We start from the raw sequence: 21,405 nt of genomic DNA on the forward strand, positions 1-21,405 counted from the left end.
TGCCTGCTGTGCCTGGAGAAGCAGCGCGCCGCCCGACCCGGATCACCGGGTGCACCCTGGGGAATGTCCCTGTGCGGCCCGGGTCGGGGTGGCGCTTTCCTACCTCACCGCATATGCCGCGTGGCACACCATCTGGCGAACCCTGGCGAACCCTGGCGAATAGTCCCGGAGCAACTGACCCGGGGCTACTGTCAACTCAGCCGAGAACCTGGGGGCTTGACGTGAGCGGACAACCCAACACCCGACTCTCGGACCTGTTCGGCCTGGCCGGCTGGTCCAAGGGTGAACTCGCGAGGCTGGTCAACCGGCAGGCGGCGGCCATGGGCCATCCCCAGCTCTCGACCGACACCTCCCGGGTGCGGCGGTGGATCGACATGGGAGAGATCCCGCGCGATCCGGTGCCGCGGGTGCTGGCGGCTCTGTTCACCGAGCGTCTCGGCCGTGTCGTGACCATCGAGGACCTCGGTCTGGTCAGGCACGGGCGTACGGGGAAACGGCAGGGCGACGGGAGCGCGGAACATCCCGACGGCATGCCGTGGGCGCCCGACCGAACCGCCGCGGTCCTCACCGAATTCACGGGAATGGACCTCATGCTCAACCGACGCGGCTTGGTGGGCGCGGGTGCCGCGCTCGCCGCGGGATCCGCACTCACCAGTGCCATGCACGACTGGCTGCACACCGATCCGGCCCTCACCGCCGATGCCCCCCAGTTCGACGACCCCCTGCACGCCGACCCCGCTGGGTTCGACCGTTACGAGGCCGCCCCCATCGGGTCGCAGGAGATCGAGGAACTGGAGCGCTCGGTCGAGGTGTTCCGGGCCTGGGACGCGGCCCGCGGCGGCGGGCTGCAACGCAAGGCCGTCGTGGGCCAGCTCAACGAGGTGGGCGGCATGCTCGCCTACCGGCACCCCGACCATCTCCAGCGGCGCCTGTGGGGCGTCGCCGCCAACCTGGCCGTCCTCGCGGGCTGGATGTCCCACGACGTCGGCCTCGAACCCACGGCCCAGAAGTACTTCGTGATCGCCGCCCATGCCGCGCGAGAGGGCGGTGACCGGCCCCGCGCCGGCGAGGCGCTCTCCCGGGCGGCCCGGCAGATGGTGCACCTGGGCCGGCCCGACGACGCGCTCGACCTGATGAAGCTCGCCCAGTCCGGCTCCGGCGAAGAGGTGCTGCCCCGAACCAAGGCGATGCTGTACACCATCGAGGCCTGGGCGCAGGCTTCCATGGGCAAGGGCCAGGCGATGCGCCGCACCCTCGGACAGGCGGAGGACCTCTTCGTCTCCGACAAGAGCGACGTGCCGCCGCCGAGCTGGATGCAGACCTTCAAGGAGGAGGACCTGTACGGCATGCAGGCCCTGGCCTACCGCACGCTGGCGGAGCACGAGCCCGGTGCGGCCGCGCACGCCCAGCACTACGCGGAGAAGGCCCTCGCCCTGAGGGTCGACGGACGGCAGCGGTCGAAGATCTTCGACTTCCTGTCGATGGCGTCGGCCTGCTTCATCGCCGACGACCCCGAACAGGCGGACCGGTACGCGCGGTTGGCGCTGGTGTCGATGGGCTCCAACTCCTCCCACCGCACCTGGGACCGACTGCGTCAGATGTACCGGCTCACCGCCGAGTACTCCAGCTACCCGAAGATCAACGAACTGCGCGAGGAGATCAGGCAGGCGCTGCCGAAGCCGAAGGGAAGGGGTGGCGACAACGCACGGGCGTGATCCTGTTATGAAGACACGCTTCTCATGAAGTCACCTTGGCGATGAGCACGCAGGCGTCGTCCTCGCGCTCGGTCTCACCGAACTCCTCCACGACCGTCCGCACACAGTCCTGCGCGGTGCGCGCCCCGCCGAACCGGGGGGCGAGGTCCAGGAGACGGTTCACGGCAGCCGTGTTGTCATGCCCGGGCACCAGTCCGTCCGTGTGCAGCAGGAGCAGGTCGCCCGGTTCGAGGGTCTCCTCGGCCTGCGCGTACACGGCTCCGGAGGTCGCGCCGAGGAGCACCCCGTCGGGGGAGTCCAGCCTGCGCCCCGTCCCGCCCCGGAACAGCAGCGGGGCGGGGTGCCCGGCCTGGGCCCAGACCAGGGTGCGGGTCTCGGGGCGGTAGCGGCAGCAGACCGCGCTGCCGAGGGCCGGCTGCACGGTGGCGTCGAGCAACTGGTTGAGCAGGGACATCAGTTGGCCGGGCTGGGTGCCCGCCATCGCCATGCCGCGCACGGCGCCGAGGAGGGTCGCCATGCCGGAGGCCACGGCGACGCCGTGACCGGTGAGGTCACCGACGCTGAGAAGGGTCTCGCCGTCGGCCAGTTCCAGTGCGTCGTACCAGTCGCCGCCGATCAGCGCGCTCGACGACGACGGCAGGTAGTGGGCGGCCAGGTCCAGGGTCTCGGCGCCCCCGTGCGGGAGCCGCAGGGAGCCGCGCCACGGCGGCAGCACGGCCTCCTGCAGCTCGACCGCGAGCCGGTGCTCGCTCTGCGCGCGCTGCCGGTGGCGTTGTAACGAGTCACGGGTCTCGCTCACCGCCCGTTCACTGCGGCGCAGTTCGCTGACGTCCCGCAGCACGGCCCACATCGAGGCGGTGCTGCCGTCGGCGGCGAGCACGGGCTCGCCCATCATGTGCACGGTGCGCACCTCGCCGTCCGGGCGCACGACACGGAACTCGCCGTCCATGCGCTGGGCGTCGACCAGGCAGCCCGTGACCATCACCGTCAGCTTCGGCCGGTCCTCGTCGAGCACCAGGGAAGGGAGCTCGTCGAGGGTGAGCGGGGGAGCGGTGCGGTCGCGGCCCAGGATCTCGTACAGCTCCCCGGACCAACTGGCCTCGTCCGTCAGCAGGTTCCACTCCGCGCTGCCGACCCGGCTGAGCAACGAGCCGCGCCGGGGAGCGGGCGGCGCGGTTCGCGCGGCGGACTCCGCACCGGGTGCCGGCGGCACGGGCGGTGGGCCGTCCCGCAGTTGCGCCAAGTGCGCGTCCAGGTCGCTGAGTTGGTGCATGGCGAGATCGCACAGCGCGCGCTGCCAGCGCTCCTGGGGGTCCGAGTCGTCGCCGGGCGCGTCCCGTCGGACGGCGTCCACGTCGCCCTTGAGCCGCCGCGCCTGCGATATGAGCGCGTCGACCGAGCCGCGTCCGGGCGGCTGGGCGGCGGGGCGGTCCGCGGAGAGGTGGGACGGCATGACGCACTCCGATGCGGGGACGGTTCGGCCAAGGCGGGACGGAGGGACCGTTACGACTGTTGCACAGGCCGCCACGCGCTGTAAGAGGTTTGGCAACACACGATACGGTGGTGCTTCTGGCATATGCCACAGTCTTCGCGGAGCGGTCGTACAGGGCACGTCGTCTACGCTGTTCGATGCCTCAAGTCGTAGGCGGCGTACGTGACTTGGTGGGTCGGCGGGCTGGCCGTGCCGCTCTTCATTTATGTGTTCGACGGTCCTGTGTTCTAAGGAGTTTGGCGCAGCTGGACCCTGACGACACATGTGTGATGCAGGTCACATAAATTAATCCCGCTCGGCCGTAATGCAAAGGGTGGGTGCGTGCTCCTAAGAACATGGACACGACTTTCGAGCAGCTCGCCCGCGCCCGCCTGATCATCGCGGAGAACCAGGAACTGCCCGTCTCCGCGACGCTGCGCTACGACTCCACCGACCCGTTGGCGGTGTGCGTCGACTTCCCGGCCGAGGTCTGCCTGGACGGGCAGGAGGTGACCTGGACCTTCGCCCGTGCCCTGCTGGCGGAGGGGCTGGGTGGACCGGCCGGCGGCGGGGACGTGCATATCTGGCCGTGCGGCGCGGACGTCACGGTCGTGGAGTTCCACTCGCCGTACGGCCTCGCCCTCCTCCAGTTCCGGACGCCGACCCTGCGCAGCTTCCTGCTGCGGACCTACGCGGTGGTCGGCGCCGGGCAGGAAGACCTCGACGAGGCCGTCGAACGGGGGCTCAGCGCCCTCTTCGGAAGCGTCTGAGCGGGGTACGACGGCTCGGTGGCCGTCCTCCCGTTCAGTACCGCAGCACGCCCGCGATCCCGTCGGCGCCGCCCAGTGTGCCGTCCGGGACGAAGCGGACCTCTGCGCCCGTCTCCAGGCACTGTTCGACGATCTCGTCCACGATGTCCTCGCGGGCGTCGAGGTCGCCGCTCTCGGCCGGGACCAGGTGGTCGCCGTCGTCGTCGCGGACCGTCACCCGGTAGTTCTCCTCGACGGCCAGCAGGCGTACCCGGCCCTCCCGGGCGTTCTGCCAGATCTCGTCGACGCCGGCCGCGAACGCCCGCCGCCCGCGTGCCGATTCGAGCTCCCGGGTCACCGCCTCGGTGCTCTTGCGGGCCTCGTCGGCCATCAGGGGACCGACCGCCTGCCACACCGCGTCCGGAGTGCCGTGCGCGAGGCCGCCGTGCGGGACGTGCACCGCTTCCTTGGTGACACTGCCGACGTCGTCCAGCGCGGAAAGGGCCCCGGTCTCGCCCGTGATGTACAGCGGCCGCGGGTCCTCGCGCAGGAGCCCCGCGATCGCGGTGTCGGCGTCCCGCAGGAAGTGCCGCGTGTCCTCGTCCCGGAAGGCGCTCGGCATGTCTCCGACCCGCTCCAGGCGCTCGGCGTCGAAGTTCTCACGGGTCCTCGTCAGTGGAAATCCGTCGGCGCGGTGCTCGGTGACGCGGTCGACCCCGCCGTTCCACAGCGTGACCCGGTCCACGGAGACCGACAGCACCCAGAACGGCCGCTCGGAGGCCTGGGCGGAGACGAGGTTGCGGGTCAGGAAGGTGTCCGAGAGGACCACGCGCTCCGGAACGGCACGGGCCAGGGACCACACCTGGTGCTCGCCCGGCGCGGCGAAGATCACCAGTCCGTCCTCGGCGTGCGCCAGATCGATCTCGGTGAGGGCCTGGTCGAGCTGCCGGACGACGTCGATGCGCCGCTCCCGGGGTACCGCCGGGTCGGCTTCCACCTGCTTCTTGGCCTCGGCCACCACATTGCGCAACCGGACCGGATCCTGGGCGTTCTCGGGTTCACGGCGGTGGGTCGGCGTCAGCACGGACACCGCCGGATAGGTGCGCGGGCGGCGCAGTTCGGAGAGGGTCGCAGGGCTGAGTGCGTGCTCCATAACAGCACCATAGGACCGATCGGCCGATCGGGCATTTGGGGCAACTTGGCCCGCGGGGGAGCAGAGCGGACGGGTGTTCTCCCCGCGCGAGCTCGCTGTCCTCTGCCCTCTCGATCGCCGGGGCCGACCTCGGCGTCGTCGCCCTGGCGCCGGGCTGGATCGGCGTCTGACCCTGGCAAGCGCTCCGAAAGGTGCACCTGCCCGATCGTGCGGGACCCGGTGGAGTTCTGACGGCTCGACGGCTCACGCGGGGAGTGGTTCGAGGACGGCGATCGAGCCCTGGGCCACCGCGCACAGGGTCTCGACGCCGTCGGTGTCCACGGTGGCGAGGTCGCACCGGCACACCACGCGGGTGCGGCCGGCCCGTACGACCCGGGCGCGGGCCCGCAGCACCTCACCGCGGGCCGGCCGCAGGAAGTCGATGGAGAAACCGGCGGTCGTCACCGCCGGGCCGGCCACCGAGCCCGCCGCGAAGGTGAGCGCGTTGTCCGCCGCGTAGCCGAGCACCCCGCCGTGCACGGTGCCGTGCTGCTGGAGCAGGTCGTCGCGGATGTCGAACTCGAGTGTCGCCCCGCCCTCCTCGAATGCGGTCAGCCGGGCGCCGACCAGCCTGCTGAAGGGCTGCGCGGCCAGCACCTTCCGGGCGAGCTCCGGGTCCAGGGTCCGAGTCATCTCTCCACCTCACTTCACTGGTGAAGTGAGACTGGCGCGCCCCGGGCGCGTCTGTCAACATCGGCCCATGTCCGAGCCCGACGACCAGCGTCTCTACTTCCTGCTCCAGCGGGCCGCCCACCGCCTGCGCACCACCGCGGACCGGCGCTGCCTGGCCGCGGCGGGGGTCACCACGGCCCAGCTCGGCGCGCTGTTCGCCGTGCGGGAGGAGCCGGGCATCACCCAGCAGGGGCTCGCCCGTACGCTCGGACTGCGCGAGTCGGCGGTGACCGGCCTGGTGGGACGGCTCACCGCGGCGGGTCTCGTCACCAAGACCCCGCACCCGCGCGAACACCGGGCCGTCGTACTGGAGTTGACCGACTCCGGAACCGAGGCCCTGCGGGCCGCCCAGCCGGAGATCGACCGCTTCAACGCCGACCTGCGCGAGCTGCTGGGCGACGACGGCTTCACCGGCGCGGCGGCAGCGATGCACCGGCTCGCGCACTGGGAGCCGTAGAGGCAGGGCGACGGTGGCACGAGCGGTGCTCAGTCGTCGCGTTCGGCCCCGCACGAGCTGCCGTTCGGCGGGAGGGTGCCGTACAGCAGGAAGTCGTCCACCTTGCGGTGCACGCACTTGGAGGAGCCGTAACCGGTGTGGCCCTCGCCCTTGTTGTCGAGGACCACGGCCGAGTCACCCAGGCGCTTCGCGGTCTCCACGGCCCAGCGGTACGGCGTCGCCGGGTCGCCGCGGGTGCCGACGAGCAGCATCTTCGGGGTGCGGACGTCGCGGACCTTCTCGCGGATGAAGTCGGTGCCCTTCGGGCGGCCGTAGCACATGAGGTACTCGGTGAGCCGGTAGCGCCCGAACACCGGGGACGCCTGCTCGTAGGCGGCGCGCAGCCGGGTCAGGTTCCTGGCGATCCGGTCGGCGCCGGGGCGGTCGGGATCGTCCGCGCAGTTGACCGCCATCAGCGCCGCCGGAAGATTGTCGAAGGGCACGTCCTCCACGTCGGACAGGGGGGTGTCGGTCGGGTCGTCGGAGGGCGGGCGCGCGCGGGTGAGAAAACCGGAGCCGCCGCCCGCGAAGCCGAGGACCCCCGTCGTGTCGCCGTCCTCCACGAGCTCGGCGAGCGCCCGCTCCAGCGAGGGCCACAGATCCTCGCTGTAGAGGGCCTGGCTGATGGCGCCCACGAGGTCCTGCCCGGTGAAGGCCGGGCCGAAATCCGTCGGCACCGGGTCCTCGTCCAGCGACGCCACGAGCCGTTGGACCTGCTCCCGGGCACCGCGCGCGTCCGTGCCGAACGGACAGGCGATGTCCTTCACGCACCAGTCGACGAAGTCCTCCAGCGCCGTCTGCTGACCGGCGGCGCCCGCCACGCCCTGCTCGGCCAGGGGCTCGGTCAGGGTGTCCACACCGTCCAGCACCAGCCGGCCGACCTTCTTGGGGAACTGGGCCGCGTACACCGCCCCGAGCCGGCTCCCGTAGGAGAAGCCGAGGTAGTTGAGCTTCTTGTCGCCGAGGGCCTGGCGGATGACGTCCAGGTCGCGCGAGACGTTCACCGTGCCGATGTGCCGCAGCACCGGCCCGGAGTGCTTCGCGCACTGGGCGGCCGCGTCCCGCAACCTCCCGAGCACCGACCGCGGATCCTGGGCTATGGCCGTCTCGTCGTCGGTGGCCGCCAGCGCCTCGTCGGTACCGGCGCCGCAGCTCACCGGCGAGGACCTGCCCACTCCGCGCGGATCGAAGGACACCACGTCGTACTCGTCCGTGAGGCCCATGAAGTCGTCGCCGCCGGCCGCGAGCGCGGGCACGCCCGCGCCGCCCGGGCCGCCGAAGTTCAGCACCACCGAACCCCGCTTGTGCTTGGCCGTGGACCGGTAGCGCGCGAGTGCCAGATCGAGGGTGCCCGCGCGGGGCTTCGCGTAGTCGAGGGGAACGGTGACCTTTCCGCACTGCAGATCCTTCGGGGTCTCCATGCCCACGCACTTCGACCACTTGATCTTCTGGCGGTAGAAGCGCGACAGGTCCGGACCCGAGCCGTCCGCGGCCACGGCCGGCAGCCCGGCGCCGAGCAGGGCCAGCCCCACGGCGCCGGACACGGCGCATCGCCGCCTCGTCACCTTGGCGAGCATCCATGCCTCCCAGGACGCCCATCGGCGCCCTCGATCACGATAAGCGGCCCCCCGACGACCCGCCTCCGGACGAGCGGGATCACAGGACGTGGCCTTGCCTTCGGTGCCCGGTCACCGTCGCCGCTGCGGCGCCTCCGTCACCGCCGTGAGCAGCACCATCCCGGAGTCCCCGTAGTCCGGCAGGGTCGGGTCGGTGTCGACGCGGGTGACGGACAGTGTCCGGGTGAGGGGGGCGAAGACCTCCGTGACGGTCTCCGGGGACACCGGGCAGCCCGGCCAGCGCGAGGTCGGTCCGATGCGGTAGGTCGGCATGTTCTCCATGAACGCGGCCACCAGGTACCCGCCCGGCACCACACAGCGGGCGAACGCACGGCAGAAGTCGGCGAACTCGGCGAAGTCCTCCGTGGCCCCCTCGGCCACGAAGTGCATGGACGCCAGCCCGTACCCGCCGGGCTCCAGGTCCCGGACGTCCGCGTGCACGACGTGCACCTGTGCCAGCGAGCCCGCGAGGGTCCTCGGCAGGTCGGGATTGAGGCGCCGGCACAGTGCGTGGAACGGCAGCCAGCTCGCGTCCGGACCGCACACGATCTGCCGGTGCAGATAGGCCACGTTGCCCGCGCCGGCCTCCACGGCGTCCACGTGACGGCTCGCCGCGGACGCGAGGATCAGCGGATACAGGTTGGGCCCGGCACCGAACTCCACCGAGCGTGCGACCGCGCCCGGAGCCAGCCGTCGGTAGAACGCGCAGTGGTGGGCGATCACCGCGGCGTCCGAGGGGTGCAGTTCCCGGTAGTTCTCGGCGAGATAGTCGGCGACCGGCCAGCGGTCCCAGTCCACGTCGTCGTTGTGCGTCATCACCACCGCCTCCACCTCCTCAGGTCCTCGGCCGCAGCCGGAAGCGTTCCGCCAGCGCCGTCAGCGTGGCGTTGAGCCGGTCGATGTCCTCGTCGGAGTTGAGCGCCGTGATCTGCGCCCGGAAACCGACCCGGTCGCGGGCCACGAGCGGATGGGCGGCGAGCGTCACGTAGATGCCCTCCTGCCACAGGAACGCGGCGACCGCGTCGAGGTCGGACGGGTCGGCCAGGGGGATCTCCACGATGGGCAGCCGGTCTCTGTTGAGGGTGCTCACGTCGAGGTCCGCGAGATGGTCGAGCACCCGAACGGTCTTGCGGTACAGGTCGGCCCGCAGCGCGTCCCCCCGGCGGTCGTTGACCTCCAGCCCGGCCAGGGCGGTGGCCAGCGACGCCGTGGGCGAGGGGCCCGAGTACAGATAGGGGGCCGCGGTCGTCTTGAGACGGTTCTTGAGGTCGGCGGGCAGCGCGAGGAACGCGAGCAGCGACGAGTACGCCTTGGAGAACCCGCCGGCCAGCACGATTCCGTCGTACGACTCCCCGGTGTGCCGCACCACGCTGTTGCCGCGCCGACCGTACGGACACGGCTCGTCGGGGGCGCGCTCCCCGATCACCCCGAAGCCGTGCGCGTCGTCGACGTACAGCGTCGCGCCCCGGTCGCGGCACAGCGCGGCCAGCACGGGCAGGTCGGGGAGGTTGCCGGTCATGCTGTTCACGCCGTCCATGCAGACCAGCCGGGTGGTGCGCGCGGGCACCGAGGAGAGCAACGCGTCCAGTTCCTCGGGCCGTTCGGCGTGGAAGCGGTGCAGGGTGGCGCCCTGGCCGCGGGCGACCACGCAGCCGTCGTACACCGTCCGGTGCGCGCTCGCCTCGACGAAGACGTGACCGCCGTCGGCGAGGATCGGGATCACCGAGGCGTGGATGAGGGTCAGCGTCGGCAGCAGCAGGGTGTCGGGGGCGCCCAGCAGCGCGGCGAGGCGCTCCTCCAGCGCGGGATACAGCTGCGGGCTGCCCAGCAGCCGTGACCAGCTGGGGTGGGTGCCCCACCGTTGCACCTCGGGATCGATACGGGCGGCGATCTCCGGGTCCCAGTCGAAGCCGAGGTAGTTGCAGGAGGCGAAGTCGGTGAGCCAGTGCCCGCGGCAGCGGATGCGGCGGCCGCGCACCTCGTCGATGACCGCGTCGCTCATCGGACTGGTGCGCCGCAGGTGCTCGAGGTCCGCCGCGCGCTTCTCCGCGACGGCCGAGGGCGCGGAACGGCGGGCCGGGCGCCCGTTCGTGCCCCCGGCACCCGGAGTGAAGCGCCCGCCGTCCTGGCGCAGCACCCGCTCGCTCTGCTCGACCGTCATCGGCCGGGCGAACAGGAACCCCTGCCCGAACCGGCACCCCATCGCGGCCAGCATGTCCCGTTGCGACGGATCCTCGATGCCCTCCGCGATCACCTGCAGGCCCAGGGTGTCGGCGATACGGACGATGCCCTCGACGAGGGCGACCTGCCGGGCGTCGCGCGTGATGTCGTCGATGAACGACTTGTCGATCTTCACCACGTCGATGGGGAAGTCCCGCAGGTAGCGCAGCGAGGAGAACCCCGTGCCGAAGTCGTCGACCGCGATGTGCACCCCCAGCTCCTTGAGGGCCTGGAGCACCGCCTGGATCTGGGCGTCCCGGCGCAGCAGCACCGTCTCCGTCAGCTCCAGCTGGAGGGACCCGGGGGCCAGCCCGGGCGTCCGCAGCGCCCGGCCGACCTGGTCCACGAACCCGGCGTCGCGGAACTGCCGCGCGGACACGTTCACGCTCACGTACGGCGGAGCCGCGGGCCCCGGGAGCTGTTGCAGGCCCGCGACGTCGTTCACGGCGTTCTCCAGCACCCACGAGCCCAGTGGGGCGATGTGCCCGGTCTCCTCGGCCAGGCTGATGAACTGCTCGGGCGAGACGGGCTGGTGCGGGGCTTGCGGCCAGCGCACCAGTGCCTCGAAGCCGACCAGCTCGCCCGCGTCGATGTCCACGACGGGCTGGTAGCGCAGGGTGAACTCCTGCGCGGCGACCGCCTTGGCGAGCCGGCTCTGCAGGTCGTGCCGCTCGACCATGCGCGCGTGCAGCATCGGCCGGTAGCGCCGCCACTGCCGTTTGCCCGCCGCCTTGGCCGCGTACAGCGCGAGGTCGGCGTGCCCGAGCAGTTCCTCGGCGTCGGTGCTGTCGCGGGCGGTGGCCACGCCCACGCTGGCGGACACGGTGACCGACTCGTCGCCGAGCACGAACGGCCTGGTCAGGGTCTGCACCACCTGGGCCGCCAGCAGCTCGGCGTCGAGCGGCTCCCGGGCGTCCTCCATCAGTACGGCGAACTCGTCGCCGCCGAGCCGGGCCGCGGTGTCGGTGCGCCTGAGGGTGCGGGTCAGCCGGTTGCCGACATCGAGCAGGAGGTGGTCGCCCGCCGAGTGCCCCATGGTGTCGTTGACTTCCTTGAAGTCGTCCAGGTCGATGAAGAGCAGACAGGTCAGGGACGACTCGCGGCGGCCGCGCAGCAGGGCGCGTTCGATCCGCTCCAGCAGCAGTGTCCGGTTGGGCAGACCGGTCAGCGAGTCGTGGAAGGCGCGCTGCGTCAGCTCGTGCTCCAGCCTGCGCTGCTCGGTCACGTCGCGGAGGGTGACCACCAGACCGGCCACGGTCCGCTCGTCCCGGAAGTCGCTGCACCGCACCTCCACCTCCACCCGCCCGGACCGGTGCCGCACCCACCAGTGGTCGTGCGAGACGCGCGGCCCGTGGTCGCGTACGGCGGTCAGCTCACGGGCCGCCCGGCGCCGGTCCCGGGGATCCACCAGGTCCGGCAGGGACGCGCCGAGGAGGTCCGCGGTGCCGAACACGGCCGCGGCGGAGGGACTGGCGTACCGGATGGTGTCGTCGTCCTCGACGATCAGGATGACGTCGGAGGTGTTGCCGACCAGGGTGCGGAAGTAGGCCTCGCTCTCCCGGCGGATCACCTCCTGGCGCAGCAGAACCCGTTCCATGGCGAGCCCGGCGTGGGAGGCGAGGATCTCCAGGGAGCCGCGTGTCTCGGTGAGCGGGCCCGGAGGGCCGGCGACCAGCAGCACGCCGGGGTCCTGGGTGGCCGGGCGGTCGGGCGAGGTCATGGGACACACCTGGACGGCCGGCAGTGCGTCCAGCCGAGCCGCGACGTCGGGGCCCAGGTCCGCGGGGGGCACCCGGCGCGCCTCGCGCGGATGCAGGGGCGCGGCCTCCTCGGCCGACAGCAGCAGGGTCCGGTGGCGGACCGTCGGCCCCAGGAGCATGCCGACGGCCGCCTCGCAGGACAGCACGATGTCCTGCTGCCGGACCGCCGAGACCAGGGACCCGGCCGCCCGGCGCAGGGCCAGTTCGCGGGCCACGGCGCCCCGGTGGGCCACGACCATGCCCGCCAGCCGCAGGATGACCAGCAGGAACAGCACGGCCGAGAAGGCGCCGATCACCGCCGCGTGGTGGGCGCTGTTGCTGATCGCCTCGTACAGCAGCATCCCCGGGGCGATGAGGGTGACCGCCGCCAGCACCACGAGCCGGTGGGGCGGCGGGAGGGAGCTTTGCTTCTGGGGTACGCCGGCGGTGAGCGCCGCCATCGACGGGTGGAGCGCGGCCAGGCCCCAGGCGGTGTAGAAGACGATCCACCCGGCGTCCAGCAGGGTGCCGGCCTGCCACAGGGAGTTGAGCTGGAGGATGCCGTACGCGATGTCGAAGCCGAGCAGGGTCAGCGTGCCGACCACCAGGAGCTGCACCGAGCGGTTGGGTCCGTCCACCGGGCTGGGGGCCAGCAGCCGGGCCAGCAGGGCGAGGACCAGCACGTCACCGAGGGGGTAGGCGATGCTGATGGCCCGCTGCTGCCAGGTCAGGCCCTCGACCTCGGTGAGCGGCTGCACCAGGTACACCCACACGGGCAGGGCTAGGCCCGCGGTGAAGATCAGGGCGTCGAGCAGGCTGGGCAGGTCGTGGCTCGCCCAGCGGTAGCGGATCAGGCCGTACAGGCCGGCCGCGAAGAGCGGATAGGTGGCGAGGTAGCTGGCGTCGGCGGGGGAGGGGAAGGGGTTGGAGGCGTCGAAGTACACCTCCATGACGTTGTAGTACGTGTCGCCCGTGGTGAAGGTGAACAGGCCCGCCGCCAGCGCCCACCAGGGCCAGCGGTGGGCGGGCCGGTGCAGCCGGATGCCGACGAGCACGGCGGAGACACCGGAGAGACCGATCAGGGCCCACACCGGTGTGCGCGCGGCGGGGATCGTCATGTAGAGGAGCGTGGCGACGGCGACCAGAGAGAGATGGGCGGCCGTCGGCCGACGTGCCGACTGCAAGGCGAGCGCCTCCCCCCACTGACCGCTGGAGGAGACCGGGTCTTCCACCTGGTCCGGGATCTCTCGATCGTAGGCACGGGGGTGACGGCCTGCATCCCGGGAGATCGCCGTCAGCGGCGGTGGAACCGGTGGTGCAACTGTCGTACACGTTCGGTGAACTCGGGCACCGGGCCCTCCACGATCACACCGGGGGCGATCTCGTCGACCGGCAGGGTCCGCACCGGTGGCGCCGGGACGCCCAACTGTTCCAGCCACTCGGCCAGTTGCGCGGACGAGGCGACGTACACGATGCGTCCGAGGCCGACCCAGGCGTGCGCGGCGGCGCACATCGGACAGTGCTCGCCGGAGGTGTACACGGTGGCCGCGGCCCGCTCCTCGGGCGTCAGGTGCGCCGCCGACCAGCGGGCCAGCTCGAACTCGGGGTGCCGGGTGCGGTCACCGGAGGCCACGCGGTTGTGGTCCTCGGCGAGGATCTCGCCACCGGCGCCCACCAGGACCGAGCCGAACGGTTCGTCCCCGGCCTCCAGCGCCTCGGTGGCCAGCTCGACGCAGCGGCGCAGATACGGCAGTTCGGTTTCCTTCACGACCATGGCACGAGCTTAGGAGTGCCGACGCTTCGACGGAAACGCCTTTCGCGGGCCCTGAGCGGTCACTGCGAGGGCCCCGTGACCAGCGGCGGTGCCGTCCGGCCGGGCCCGCCCGCTCCGGGCCCACGGCGTCGATCAGCGCCGTCTGGATCAGCGTCGCGCGCGTCCGAAGGGCGGCGCGTCCAGGGGGCCCGGATCGATCGCCTGGCCCGCGACCGCGACCAGCCGGCCCGCAACCGCGACCCGCTGAGCGCCTACCTGGCGGCGGTGCGCGTGGCGGCGGGCGGCCGTAAACGCCATTGCCGTGCAGACGTCCGGGTGATGGAGTGAGCGCATGGATCATGTTGCGGTACTCGCCCTCTTCGACCGGGACATGCGCGAAGGCGCACAGCCGGACGGTCCCGGCGCGCGTGTGGAGCGGGTGGGCGGGGTGGTCCGCCAGGTCGCCGCCGAGCACGGCTGGAACGGCGTCGTCTGGTCCGATCTCGACGAAGCGAGCGCCGACAAGGCGATCGCCGAGCAGATCGCCCACTACACCGGGCTCGGTCACGAGTTCGAGTGGAAGCTGTACGGCCACGACCTGCCCGTCGATCTCGGACAGCGGCTGAGAGCGGCCGGGTTCACCCCCGAGCCCGAGGAGACGCTGATGATCGCCGAGGCCGCCGACCTCACCCTGGACGTCGAGCCGCCCGAGGGGATCCGCTTCCTCCCGGTCACCGACCGGACGGGCGTCGACCTCGTGGCGGACGTGCACGAGAAGGCCTTCGGCACCGACAGCTCCCGGCTGCGGCACCAACTGCTCGCCCGCCTCCGGGACGACCCCGACACCGTGGTCGCGGTCGTCGCGCTCGCCGGTGACGTGCCCGTCAGCGCGGCCCGGATGGAGCTCGTGCCAGGCACCCGCTTCGCCGGCCTGTGGGGCGGCGGCACCGTGGAGGGCTGGCGCGGCCGTGGCATCTACCGGGCCCTGGTCGCCCACCGCGCCCGCGCCGCCGTGGAGCGCGGATACCGCTACCTCCAGGTCGACGCGATGGCCACGAGCCGCCCCATCCTGGAACGCCTCGGGTTCGCGCCGCTGACGATCACGCAGCCGCACGTGTACCAGCCGTAGAACCGGACGGGTCGACGCGGGTCGGCGATCCCGATGTCACATCCCGACCCGCCCGATCCGTCGCACCGGTATGACGACGAACCAGAACCAGAACATCCTCCTCGCGGGCGCGAGCGGCGTTCTCGGGCGCCACATCACCAAGGCGCTGACCGACGCGGGCCACAAGGTCACCGGTCTCGGCCGGACCGCGGTCGACGGTGTGCGGGCCGACCTCATGGACCGCGACGCCCTGCTGCGTGCCGTGGACGGACAGCACTTCGACACGGTCGTGCACGCGGCGACCGCCCTGCGCAGGGCGCCCATGCGCCATCGTGACATGTACGCCACCGACGCCCTGCGCATCGAGGGCACCGCCCACCTGATCGAGGCGGCCCGGGCCACCGGGGCCCGCCGCTTCGTCAGCGAGTCGATGGTCTTCGGGTACGGCTACGGCGACTTCGGCGACCGTCTGATCACCGAGGACGACGCCTTCGGACCGCGCGGCACCGACCCGCGGCTCGAACGGCACGTCGCCGGCATGCGCACCAAGGAACAACTCACCTTCGAGGCCACCGGGTTGGAGGGAGTCGCGCTCCGTTTCGGTCTCTTCTACGGCCCCGGCGGCACCGAGGCGCTCCTGCCCCTGTTGCGCAAGCGGCGACTGCCCGCCCCCGCCGACCACGGCCGGGTCCTGCCCTGGATCGAGCTCACGGACGCGGCTCGCGCGGTGGCCGCCGCCGTGGAACACGGGCGCCCCGGGCAGGCGTACAACGTCGTGGACGGTGACCCGCTCGGCTTCCGGGCCCATCTGCTGTGCGTGGCGGCGGAGTTCGGGGTGCCGAGGCCGATGACGGTCCCGCTGTGGACGACCAGGCCGATGGCCTACGTGCACACGATGTTCTCGTCGAGCATGCGGGTGTCGGCGGCGAAGGCCGAGCGGGAGCTGGGCTGGACGCCCAGGTACCCGTCCAGCCGCGACGGTCTGGCGGCACTGCGGGCCGCGACCCGGTGAACCACCCGGTGATCACAGGTCGAGCTGGTACTCCACGGCCTTGTGGGTCGGCAGGTATCCGAGCGAGTCGTTGACGGCGAGCATCGGCCTGTTGCTCTCCGCCGTGTCGGTGCACAGGCCGGACAGCGCCGGGTGCTGTTCCAGGGCGTGCCGGACGGCCGCGGCCTTCATCCAGCGGGCGAGCCCCCGGCCACGGTGTTCGGGGAGTACGGCGGTGCCGTAGTGCTGGCCGTCGCCCGACCCGTCGCCGGGCACGACCAGTTCGGAGAACCCGACCACACCGCCGTCCGACGCGTCCAGGACGGCGACGGTGTGCAACAGCTCGCCGCGCCGGGCGACGGCCTCCGCGGCCGCGACCACCCGGTCCACGTCCCAGACGACCGTGCCGAAGTCCGTCCCTTCCATCGGCATGTCGTCCATCGCGCGTCGGGACGCGGCGAACGAGCGCGCCAGGGCGTCCGGCACGGTGCCCTCCCACTCGGTCAACCGGTAGCCGGGGTGGGGCACTTCGACGAGCGCATCGAGGGCGGCACGGTCGACGTCGGCCAGCGGGAGCCGGGCGTAGACGAGCGACAGAACCTGTCGGAAACCCCGTGCGGCCAGGAACAGGTCGGCGGGGGAGCCCTGGACGGCCTGCGCGATCACCGAGCGCCGCCGCTCCGACCTCGCCGCGTCCACGGCGGCCTCCAGAAGCCGGGTTCCGACGCCCTGCCGACGCTCGGCGCCGTGCACCGCGAGCTCGAGTTCGGCGAGGTGCTCCTGCCCCTCCTTCGTGAACAGCCGCAGAAAGGCCGACCCGAGCGGGACACCGTCGTCGCCGGAGGCCAGCCAGGCCAGACGGCGGCTGGAGGCGGAGGGATGGGGATCGGCGAGCGGGGTGATGTCGAGGGACAAGCGGGTCTCCGTCAGGGGGAGGGGCGGCGGGCGCTTGAAGCCTGCCGTCGGGCCCCCGCGTCCGCAACGGGATTTGCCGCCACGGGACCTCACCCGGCCGGCGCTCAGGTGGTCGCGCTCGCCGACGCCGGCCCGGTGGGGATCCGGATCCCCCTTGGGCACCGGGCGCCGAAGTCTCGGCGAGGGGGGCACGGTCGAGCCCCGGGCCGCGGAGGTGTCAGGCGCGCAGCCGCCAGGTGCGCAGGACGACCTCCCGGCCCCGCGAGACCCTCGTCACCGGCGGCTCGTCCGTGAGCTCGAACGCGCAGGAGCGGGCGACCGCCTCGCTCGCCGCGTTGGCGGCGTCGATGCGCAGCACCACCCGGCGCGGCCGGATCTCCCGGACGGTGTACTCGGCGGCCAGCCGCACCGCCCGCCCGGCCAGCCCCTGCCCCCGGTGGGCGGGGCCGACACCGTAGGCGAGCTCCACGTCCCGCTCGTCCGGACCGCCTCGGAACAGCAGTACCTCACCCCGCGGAACGACTCCGTCGGTGGTGATCGCCAACTGCACCTTCCGACCCTCGGCCAGCCCTTCTCGCGCCCCGGTGAGATAGGCGCGTGCCGCGTCCAGGTCGAACGGCGAGGCCACCGGGGTCCACCGGGCCATCGCGGGATCGTCGTAGAGCGCGACCAGGTCGGCGAGGTCGGCGTCCGACCACGCGCGCAGCGTGACGCCGTAGCCTTCGAGGCGCATCGGTGCGACGAGGGTGAGGGTTCGGTTCGTGTCCATGGGCCGATCCTGCCCCAGGGAGGCGGTCGGATGGAGGAGTCGGTGCTCGGTGGCGGCGCGGTCAACGAGGTGGTCCGGGTCGGAGAGACCGTGCGGCGCACGCCGTCCGAACGGTCGGGCTTCGTAAGGCAGTTGCTGGCCCTGTTCGAGAACGCGGGCTGGCAGGGCGCGCCGCGCTTCCTCGGCGTCGACGAACGCGGCATGGAGATCTTCGGTCACGTCGAGGGGCGGGCCGCCGTCTCGCCGGGCGAGCGCGCCGCGGCCCGGACCGACGAGGCCCTCGCCGAAGTCGCCCGACTCGTCCGCGAGTTCCACGACCTGACCCACGGAACAGCGCTCGCCGGAGACCGGGACGTCGTGTGCCACAACGACCTCGCGCCGAAGAACACCGTGTACGACGGGTGGCGGCCCGTCGCGTTCATCGACTGGGACCTGGCCGCTCCCGGCGAGCGGACGCACGACATCGCCCACGTCTGCTGGCAGTACCTCGAACTGGGGCCGGGCGTCGAGGACGTGCGCAGGACCGCGCGCCGCATCCGGCTGATCTGCGATGCCTACGGCCTCGACGGGCGGGACGGTCTGCTGGACACGGTGCTGTGGTGGCAGGACCGGTGCCGGCGGGGGATCGAGGCGGGCGCGCTGCGGGGGGAACGGGCCATGGCCGGGCTGCTGGAGCGGGGGGTCGTGGAAGAGGTGCGGGCCGCGATGGAGTGGGTCGCGGGGCACCGGCACGAACTCGGGGCGTACCTGAGGTGACTCACCTCGCCGGTGGTCCCGGGAGGGCCGGTCCCTGTCCGACGGGCCGGCCCTGCCGTCTTCCGTGCCGAGGGGCCGCTACGGCCTGGGGGCGCTCTTCGCCGCCGTGACGGTGCACATCAGTCCCAGGATCACCGCGAGGGCGCCGATGATGATGTTGTTCAGCGCCACACCGGTGTCGGGGCTGTCACCGACCACCCAGGGAGCGATGATCATCCAGATGCCGACCGCGCAGAAGGCCCAGCTCAGGCCGTACATGCGCTCAGGGGTCTGGGTGAACCCGAGGGCCAGCAGACCGATCGCGATGCCCACGATGAGGTTGTGGGTCACGAGGGCGGGCTGGCTCGTCGTGTAGTGGAGTATCCAGGGGGACACGGCGCAGTACAGACCGAGCAGGAACACCGGTCCGTCCACGAGGGCCACATCGCGACCGCCGAGCATGCGGGCGTAGCGTTCCCGCATTTCCGGTGCGTCGGGATGGCTGCTGATGTCACCTCTGGGATGCGAGACGTTGGCCATGGTTCGTCTCCTTCGACTTACTGGCCTGACCGCGTCTGGTGCGGTGTGCGGTAAGCGCCGCCTGGAGACATTCTGCGCTTATTTTTCCTTTATGTGTAGAGGTGGCCGAGCCCGCCCCCCGGAGAGCGCCGACTCCCTCCGAGGGGCGGACGGTGTGTGCCGGGCGCCCATGAGACGTGCCGCCATGGTCCGGGCCGGGGACCAAGGTCATCAACTCGCATCGGTTCTGCGTCGTATAGTCGCCCCATGGGTGCCATACCGGACGGCGAGGAGCCGGGAGCAGGGCGGCAACCGGCCTCCCCGGACACCGCGACGAGCCTCACCACCGGGGCCCTGGCCCGCCGGCTGGGGGTGTCGCCCACCACGCTGCGCTCCTGGGACCGCCGTTACGGCATCGGCCCCGCCGTCCGCCCCGACGGCCGGCACCGCCGCTGGACCCCGCGGGACGTCGCCGTGCTGGAGTCGATGTGCCGGCTCACCTCCGCCGGGATACCCCCCGCCGAAGCGGCCCGCGCGGCGAAGGAGTCGGCGGCACCGGGGGCGGGCGGCGGCGAGGTCCCGCCGAAGACGCCGGAACCCTCGGCCGGTCCACGGTCCCGGGCGGCCGGCACGCTCCCCCTGGGCGATGTGCGCCAGGAGTGCCGTGGGCTCGCCCGTGCCGCCGTACGCCTCGACGCGCCCGCCGTGGAGGAGCAGTTGACCGCGGCGGTCGAGACTCACGGCCTCGCGGTTGCCTGGCAGGAGGTGATGGTGCCCACGCTGCACGCGGTGGGGCGCAAGTGGGCCTCGTCCGGGGACCGCTACGTCGAGGTCGAGCACCTGCTGTCCTGGCACATGTCCACCGCGCTGCGCCGCCGCACCCGCCCGCCGGCCCGGCAGGGCGACGCGCCCGGACCCGGGCCGGTCGTGCTGGCCTGCGTCCCCGGGGAGCAGCACACGCTGGCGCTGGAGGCGCTCAACGCCGGCCTGGGCGAACTGCGCCTGCCCACCAGGATGTTCGGGGCCGCCGTCCCCGTGGAGGCGCTGACCGCCGCCGTGGACCGGCTCGGTCCGGCCGCCGTCGTCCTGTGGGCGCAGTCCCGCTCCACGGCGAGCGTGCCACTGGCCCGGCACATCGCCGGCGCCCAGTGGGGTGTGAAGGGCGCCCGCAGAAGGCCCGTGGTGATGCTGGCCGGGCCCGGCTGGCTCGGCCGCTCCGGCCAGGGAATGCTGCGGCCGACGGCCTTCCAGGACGCGCTGGACACCCTGGCCTGCCTGTACACGGCCGAGCCGCCCGCCTGACTGCGTCACGGCCACGCGCCCGCCTGACTCAGTCCCGGCCCCCGTTCCCGCCTGACTCAGTCGCGGCCACGCGCTCGTTTGAAGCGGGCGAGCCCCTCGGACAGCTCCACGATCGGATCCGGATAGTCCAGCGCGGCACGGTCGGGCCCCCGCAGCTTCCACGGCTCGTGCACCGCGGGCCCCTCCAGCCCGGCCAGTTCGGGCACCCAGCGGCGGACGTAGGTGCCGTCGGGGTCGTACCGCTTGGCCTGGACGACCGGGTTGAGGACCCGGTTGGGCCGGGTGTCGTTGCCCGTGCCCGCCATCCACTGCCAGTTGAGCTGGTTGTTGGCCAGGTCGCCGTCGACCAGCAGGTCCAGGAAGTGCCGGGCACCGATCCGCCAGTCCACGTACAGCGTCTTGGTGAGGAAACTGGCGGTCAGCAGGCGGCCGCGGTTGTGCATCCACCCCTCGTGGCGGAGCTGGCGCATCGCCGCGTCGACGACCGGATAGCCGGTGCGGCCCTCCTTCCACGCCTCGATGTCGTCCCCGGCGGTCCGCTCGGAGCGCCAACGGTCGTGCCGGGTGCGGTAGTCGGCGCCGGCCGCGGCAGGGCGGGCGGCGAGCACCTGCCGGTGGAAGTCGCGCCAGGCGAGCTGCCGCACGAAGGCCTCCGCGCTCGGACCGCCCGCCCGGCGTGCCCGGTGGACGAGTTCGACGGGGGACAGGGTGCCGAAATGGAAGTGCGGGGAGAGCCGGGAGGTCGCGTCGCCGGCCAGGTCGTCGTGGCGGTCCTCGTACCCGGCCAGGCCGGTCCGCAGCCAGGTGGTGAGCCGCTCACGGGCCTCCGTCTCACCGCCCGCGGCGAGTCCTTCCGAGAGTCCGGCCAGGTCGTCACGGGACGGCAGCGGCTCGGATCCCACGCCGTCCGGGACCCGCACGGTCCGCGGCGCCGCGAGCGGGTCCCGCAGCCGCTCCTGGGACCAGCGCCGGAAGTACGGCGTGAAGACGGCGAAGTGGTCCGAGAAGGCCGGGACCACCTCGCCGGGGGCGACGGCCGTGGCCACCGTGGCGTGCACGTGCAGCCGTACGCCCTCCGCCTCCAGCACCCGGCGCAGCCGCTCCTCGCGCCGGTGGGCGTGCGCGCTGACGTCGGACGCCATGTGCACCTCGTCGGCGTCCGCCTCGGCGGCGACCTCGCGCACCTGGTCGACGAGGTCGCCGGAGCGCAGGACCAGCCGGCCGCCCCGCTCGCGCAGACCGGCGTCGAGGTCGCGCAGACAGTCGGCGAGGAACGCCAGCCGGTTGGGGGCGGTGAATCCCGCGGCGTCCACGGCCCGGTCCCGCACGAACAGCGGGACGACCAGCTCGGTGCCATCGAGGGCCGCTGTGAGCGGCGGGTGGTCGTGCAGACGCAGGTCGCAGGTGAACAGGACGACCGAGATGCTCATGGTGCGCACTCCG

General features: G+C 72.5%; 18 protein-coding genes. 7 read left to right on the plus strand and 11 right to left on the minus strand.

From position 1 onward, the window contains the following. The first annotated feature begins 221 nt into the window (after positions 1 to 221). Positions 222 to 1,715, plus strand: a complete 1,494-nt coding sequence (locus ABZ098_RS17920) for a hypothetical protein (protein ID WP_356592067.1) — start codon at positions 222 to 224, stop codon at positions 1,713 to 1,715. A gap of 22 nt (positions 1,716 to 1,737) precedes the next feature. On the opposite strand, the gene ABZ098_RS17925 is transcribed toward ABZ098_RS17920, so the two are convergent. Next, entirely contained in the window at positions 1,738 to 3,168 is a 1,431-nt protein-coding gene (locus ABZ098_RS17925) for a SpoIIE family protein phosphatase (RefSeq protein WP_356592069.1), read from the minus strand. Positions 3,169 to 3,542: 374 nt separating this feature from the next. Here ABZ098_RS17925 and ABZ098_RS17930 point away from each other — a divergent pair, with 374 nt between their 5' ends. Next, a complete protein-coding gene (locus ABZ098_RS17930; RefSeq protein WP_356592071.1) occupies positions 3,543 to 3,956 on the plus strand; it encodes an SsgA family sporulation/cell division regulator in 414 nt (137 codons plus the stop codon). Positions 3,957 to 3,990: 34 nt separating this feature from the next. Here the strand turns inward: ABZ098_RS17930 and ABZ098_RS17935 are convergent, their stop codons facing one another. Together ABZ098_RS17935 and ABZ098_RS17940 are read right to left on the minus strand one after the other, a co-directional pair. Next, positions 3,991 to 5,088 (minus strand): chemotaxis protein, encoded by a 1,098-nt coding sequence (locus ABZ098_RS17935; protein ID WP_356592073.1) that lies wholly within the window; start codon positions 5,086 to 5,088, stop codon positions 3,991 to 3,993. 243 nt (positions 5,089 to 5,331) lie between these two features. Continuing rightward, on the minus strand, positions 5,332 to 5,760 hold the full coding sequence (locus tag ABZ098_RS17940) for a PaaI family thioesterase (RefSeq protein WP_356592075.1): 429 nt from the start codon (positions 5,758 to 5,760) through the stop codon (positions 5,332 to 5,334). Positions 5,761 to 5,827: 67 nt separating this feature from the next. On the opposite strand from ABZ098_RS17940, the gene ABZ098_RS17945 reads away from it, so the two are divergent. Further along, positions 5,828 to 6,256, plus strand: coding sequence for a MarR family transcriptional regulator (locus tag ABZ098_RS17945; RefSeq protein WP_356592077.1), 429 nt, complete (start codon positions 5,828 to 5,830; stop codon positions 6,254 to 6,256). Between the two features lie 29 nt (positions 6,257 to 6,285). Here ABZ098_RS17945 and ABZ098_RS17950 read toward each other — a convergent pair whose 3' ends face one another. From ABZ098_RS17950 to ABZ098_RS17965, 4 genes are all read right to left on the minus strand, one after another. Beyond that, positions 6,286 to 7,872 (minus strand): alpha/beta hydrolase, encoded by a 1,587-nt coding sequence (locus ABZ098_RS17950; protein ID WP_356592079.1) that lies wholly within the window; start codon positions 7,870 to 7,872, stop codon positions 6,286 to 6,288. Positions 7,873 to 7,983: 111 nt separating this feature from the next. Beyond that, the gene (locus ABZ098_RS17955; RefSeq protein ID WP_356592081.1) at positions 7,984 to 8,727 is read right to left on the minus strand and encodes a class I SAM-dependent methyltransferase; all 744 of its coding nucleotides are present in this window, start codon (positions 8,725 to 8,727) and stop codon (positions 7,984 to 7,986) included. Positions 8,728 to 8,746: 19 nt separating this feature from the next. Continuing rightward, entirely contained in the window at positions 8,747 to 12,988 is a 4,242-nt protein-coding gene (locus ABZ098_RS17960; RefSeq protein WP_356592347.1) for an aminotransferase class I/II-fold pyridoxal phosphate-dependent enzyme, read from the minus strand. 176 nt (positions 12,989 to 13,164) lie between these two features. Further along, the gene (locus ABZ098_RS17965) at positions 13,165 to 13,644 is read right to left on the minus strand and encodes a nucleoside deaminase (protein ID WP_356592083.1); all 480 of its coding nucleotides are present in this window, start codon (positions 13,642 to 13,644) and stop codon (positions 13,165 to 13,167) included. Positions 13,645 to 13,975: 331 nt separating this feature from the next. Here ABZ098_RS17965 and ABZ098_RS17970 point away from each other — a divergent pair, with 331 nt between their 5' ends. Further along, the gene (locus tag ABZ098_RS17970; RefSeq protein ID WP_356592085.1) at positions 13,976 to 14,752 is read left to right on the plus strand and encodes a GNAT family N-acetyltransferase; all 777 of its coding nucleotides are present in this window, start codon (positions 13,976 to 13,978) and stop codon (positions 14,750 to 14,752) included. A 70-nt stretch (positions 14,753 to 14,822) separates the two neighbouring features. Beyond that, positions 14,823 to 15,743, plus strand: a complete 921-nt coding sequence (locus tag ABZ098_RS17975; RefSeq protein ID WP_356592087.1) for an NAD(P)-dependent oxidoreductase — start codon at positions 14,823 to 14,825, stop codon at positions 15,741 to 15,743. Positions 15,744 to 15,755: 12 nt separating this feature from the next. Here the strand turns inward: ABZ098_RS17975 and ABZ098_RS17980 are convergent, their stop codons facing one another. Beyond that, positions 15,756 to 16,637, minus strand: coding sequence for a GNAT family N-acetyltransferase (locus ABZ098_RS17980; protein WP_356592089.1), 882 nt, complete (start codon positions 16,635 to 16,637; stop codon positions 15,756 to 15,758). 217 nt (positions 16,638 to 16,854) lie between these two features. Beyond that, the gene (locus ABZ098_RS17985) at positions 16,855 to 17,406 is read right to left on the minus strand and encodes a GNAT family N-acetyltransferase (RefSeq protein WP_356592091.1); all 552 of its coding nucleotides are present in this window, start codon (positions 17,404 to 17,406) and stop codon (positions 16,855 to 16,857) included. A 30-nt stretch (positions 17,407 to 17,436) separates the two neighbouring features. Between ABZ098_RS17985 and ABZ098_RS17990 the strand changes: the two genes are divergently transcribed. Beyond that, entirely contained in the window at positions 17,437 to 18,162 is a 726-nt protein-coding gene (locus ABZ098_RS17990) for a phosphotransferase (protein WP_356592093.1), read from the plus strand. 78 nt (positions 18,163 to 18,240) lie between these two features. On the opposite strand, the gene ABZ098_RS17995 is transcribed toward ABZ098_RS17990, so the two are convergent. Continuing rightward, positions 18,241 to 18,681: an SPW repeat protein gene (locus ABZ098_RS17995; RefSeq protein WP_356592095.1), complete on the minus strand. Its 441-nt coding sequence runs from the start codon at positions 18,679 to 18,681 to the stop codon at positions 18,241 to 18,243. Between the two features lie 246 nt (positions 18,682 to 18,927). On the opposite strand from ABZ098_RS17995, the gene ABZ098_RS18000 reads away from it, so the two are divergent. Then, the gene (locus ABZ098_RS18000) at positions 18,928 to 19,962 is read left to right on the plus strand and encodes a MerR family transcriptional regulator (protein ID WP_356592097.1); all 1,035 of its coding nucleotides are present in this window, start codon (positions 18,928 to 18,930) and stop codon (positions 19,960 to 19,962) included. Positions 19,963 to 20,018: 56 nt separating this feature from the next. On the opposite strand, the gene ABZ098_RS18005 is transcribed toward ABZ098_RS18000, so the two are convergent. Then, complete coding sequence (locus tag ABZ098_RS18005; RefSeq protein WP_356592099.1) at positions 20,019 to 21,392, minus strand: deoxyribodipyrimidine photo-lyase; 1,374 nt, start codon at positions 21,390 to 21,392, stop codon at positions 20,019 to 20,021. Positions 21,393 to 21,405 lie beyond the last annotated feature (13 nt).

The organism is Streptomyces sp. NPDC006335 (genome assembly GCF_040612795.1).
Lineage (GTDB): Bacteria > Actinomycetota > Actinomycetes > Streptomycetales > Streptomycetaceae > Streptomyces.

Coding starts and splice junctions, on each gene's coding strand:
- ABZ098_RS17930 (WP_356592071.1), top strand. CDS start 3,543: ATGGACACGACTTTCGAGCAGCTCGCCCGCGCCCGCCTGATCATCGCG.
- ABZ098_RS17945 (WP_356592077.1), top strand. CDS start 5,828: ATGTCCGAGCCCGACGACCAGCGTCTCTACTTCCTGCTCCAGCGGGCC.
- ABZ098_RS18000 (WP_356592097.1), top strand. CDS start 18,928: ATGGGTGCCATACCGGACGGCGAGGAGCCGGGAGCAGGGCGGCAACCG.
- ABZ098_RS17955 (WP_356592081.1), bottom strand. CDS start 8,727: ATGACGCACAACGACGACGTGGACTGGGACCGCTGGCCGGTCGCCGAC.
- ABZ098_RS17970 (WP_356592085.1), top strand. CDS start 13,976: ATGGATCATGTTGCGGTACTCGCCCTCTTCGACCGGGACATGCGCGAA.
- ABZ098_RS17935 (WP_356592073.1), bottom strand. CDS start 5,088: ATGGAGCACGCACTCAGCCCTGCGACCCTCTCCGAACTGCGCCGCCCG.
- ABZ098_RS17940 (WP_356592075.1), bottom strand. CDS start 5,760: ATGACTCGGACCCTGGACCCGGAGCTCGCCCGGAAGGTGCTGGCCGCG.
- ABZ098_RS17960 (WP_356592347.1), bottom strand. CDS start 12,988: ATGACGATCCCCGCCGCGCGCACACCGGTGTGGGCCCTGATCGGTCTC.
- ABZ098_RS17990 (WP_356592093.1), top strand. CDS start 17,437: ATGGAGGAGTCGGTGCTCGGTGGCGGCGCGGTCAACGAGGTGGTCCGG.
- ABZ098_RS17925 (WP_356592069.1), bottom strand. CDS start 3,168: ATGCCGTCCCACCTCTCCGCGGACCGCCCCGCCGCCCAGCCGCCCGGA.
- ABZ098_RS17985 (WP_356592091.1), bottom strand. CDS start 17,406: ATGGACACGAACCGAACCCTCACCCTCGTCGCACCGATGCGCCTCGAA.
- ABZ098_RS17995 (WP_356592095.1), bottom strand. CDS start 18,681: ATGGCCAACGTCTCGCATCCCAGAGGTGACATCAGCAGCCATCCCGAC.
- ABZ098_RS17975 (WP_356592087.1), top strand. CDS start 14,823: ATGACGACGAACCAGAACCAGAACATCCTCCTCGCGGGCGCGAGCGGC.
- ABZ098_RS18005 (WP_356592099.1), bottom strand. CDS start 21,392: ATGAGCATCTCGGTCGTCCTGTTCACCTGCGACCTGCGTCTGCACGAC.
- ABZ098_RS17950 (WP_356592079.1), bottom strand. CDS start 7,872: ATGCTCGCCAAGGTGACGAGGCGGCGATGCGCCGTGTCCGGCGCCGTG.
- ABZ098_RS17965 (WP_356592083.1), bottom strand. CDS start 13,644: ATGGTCGTGAAGGAAACCGAACTGCCGTATCTGCGCCGCTGCGTCGAG.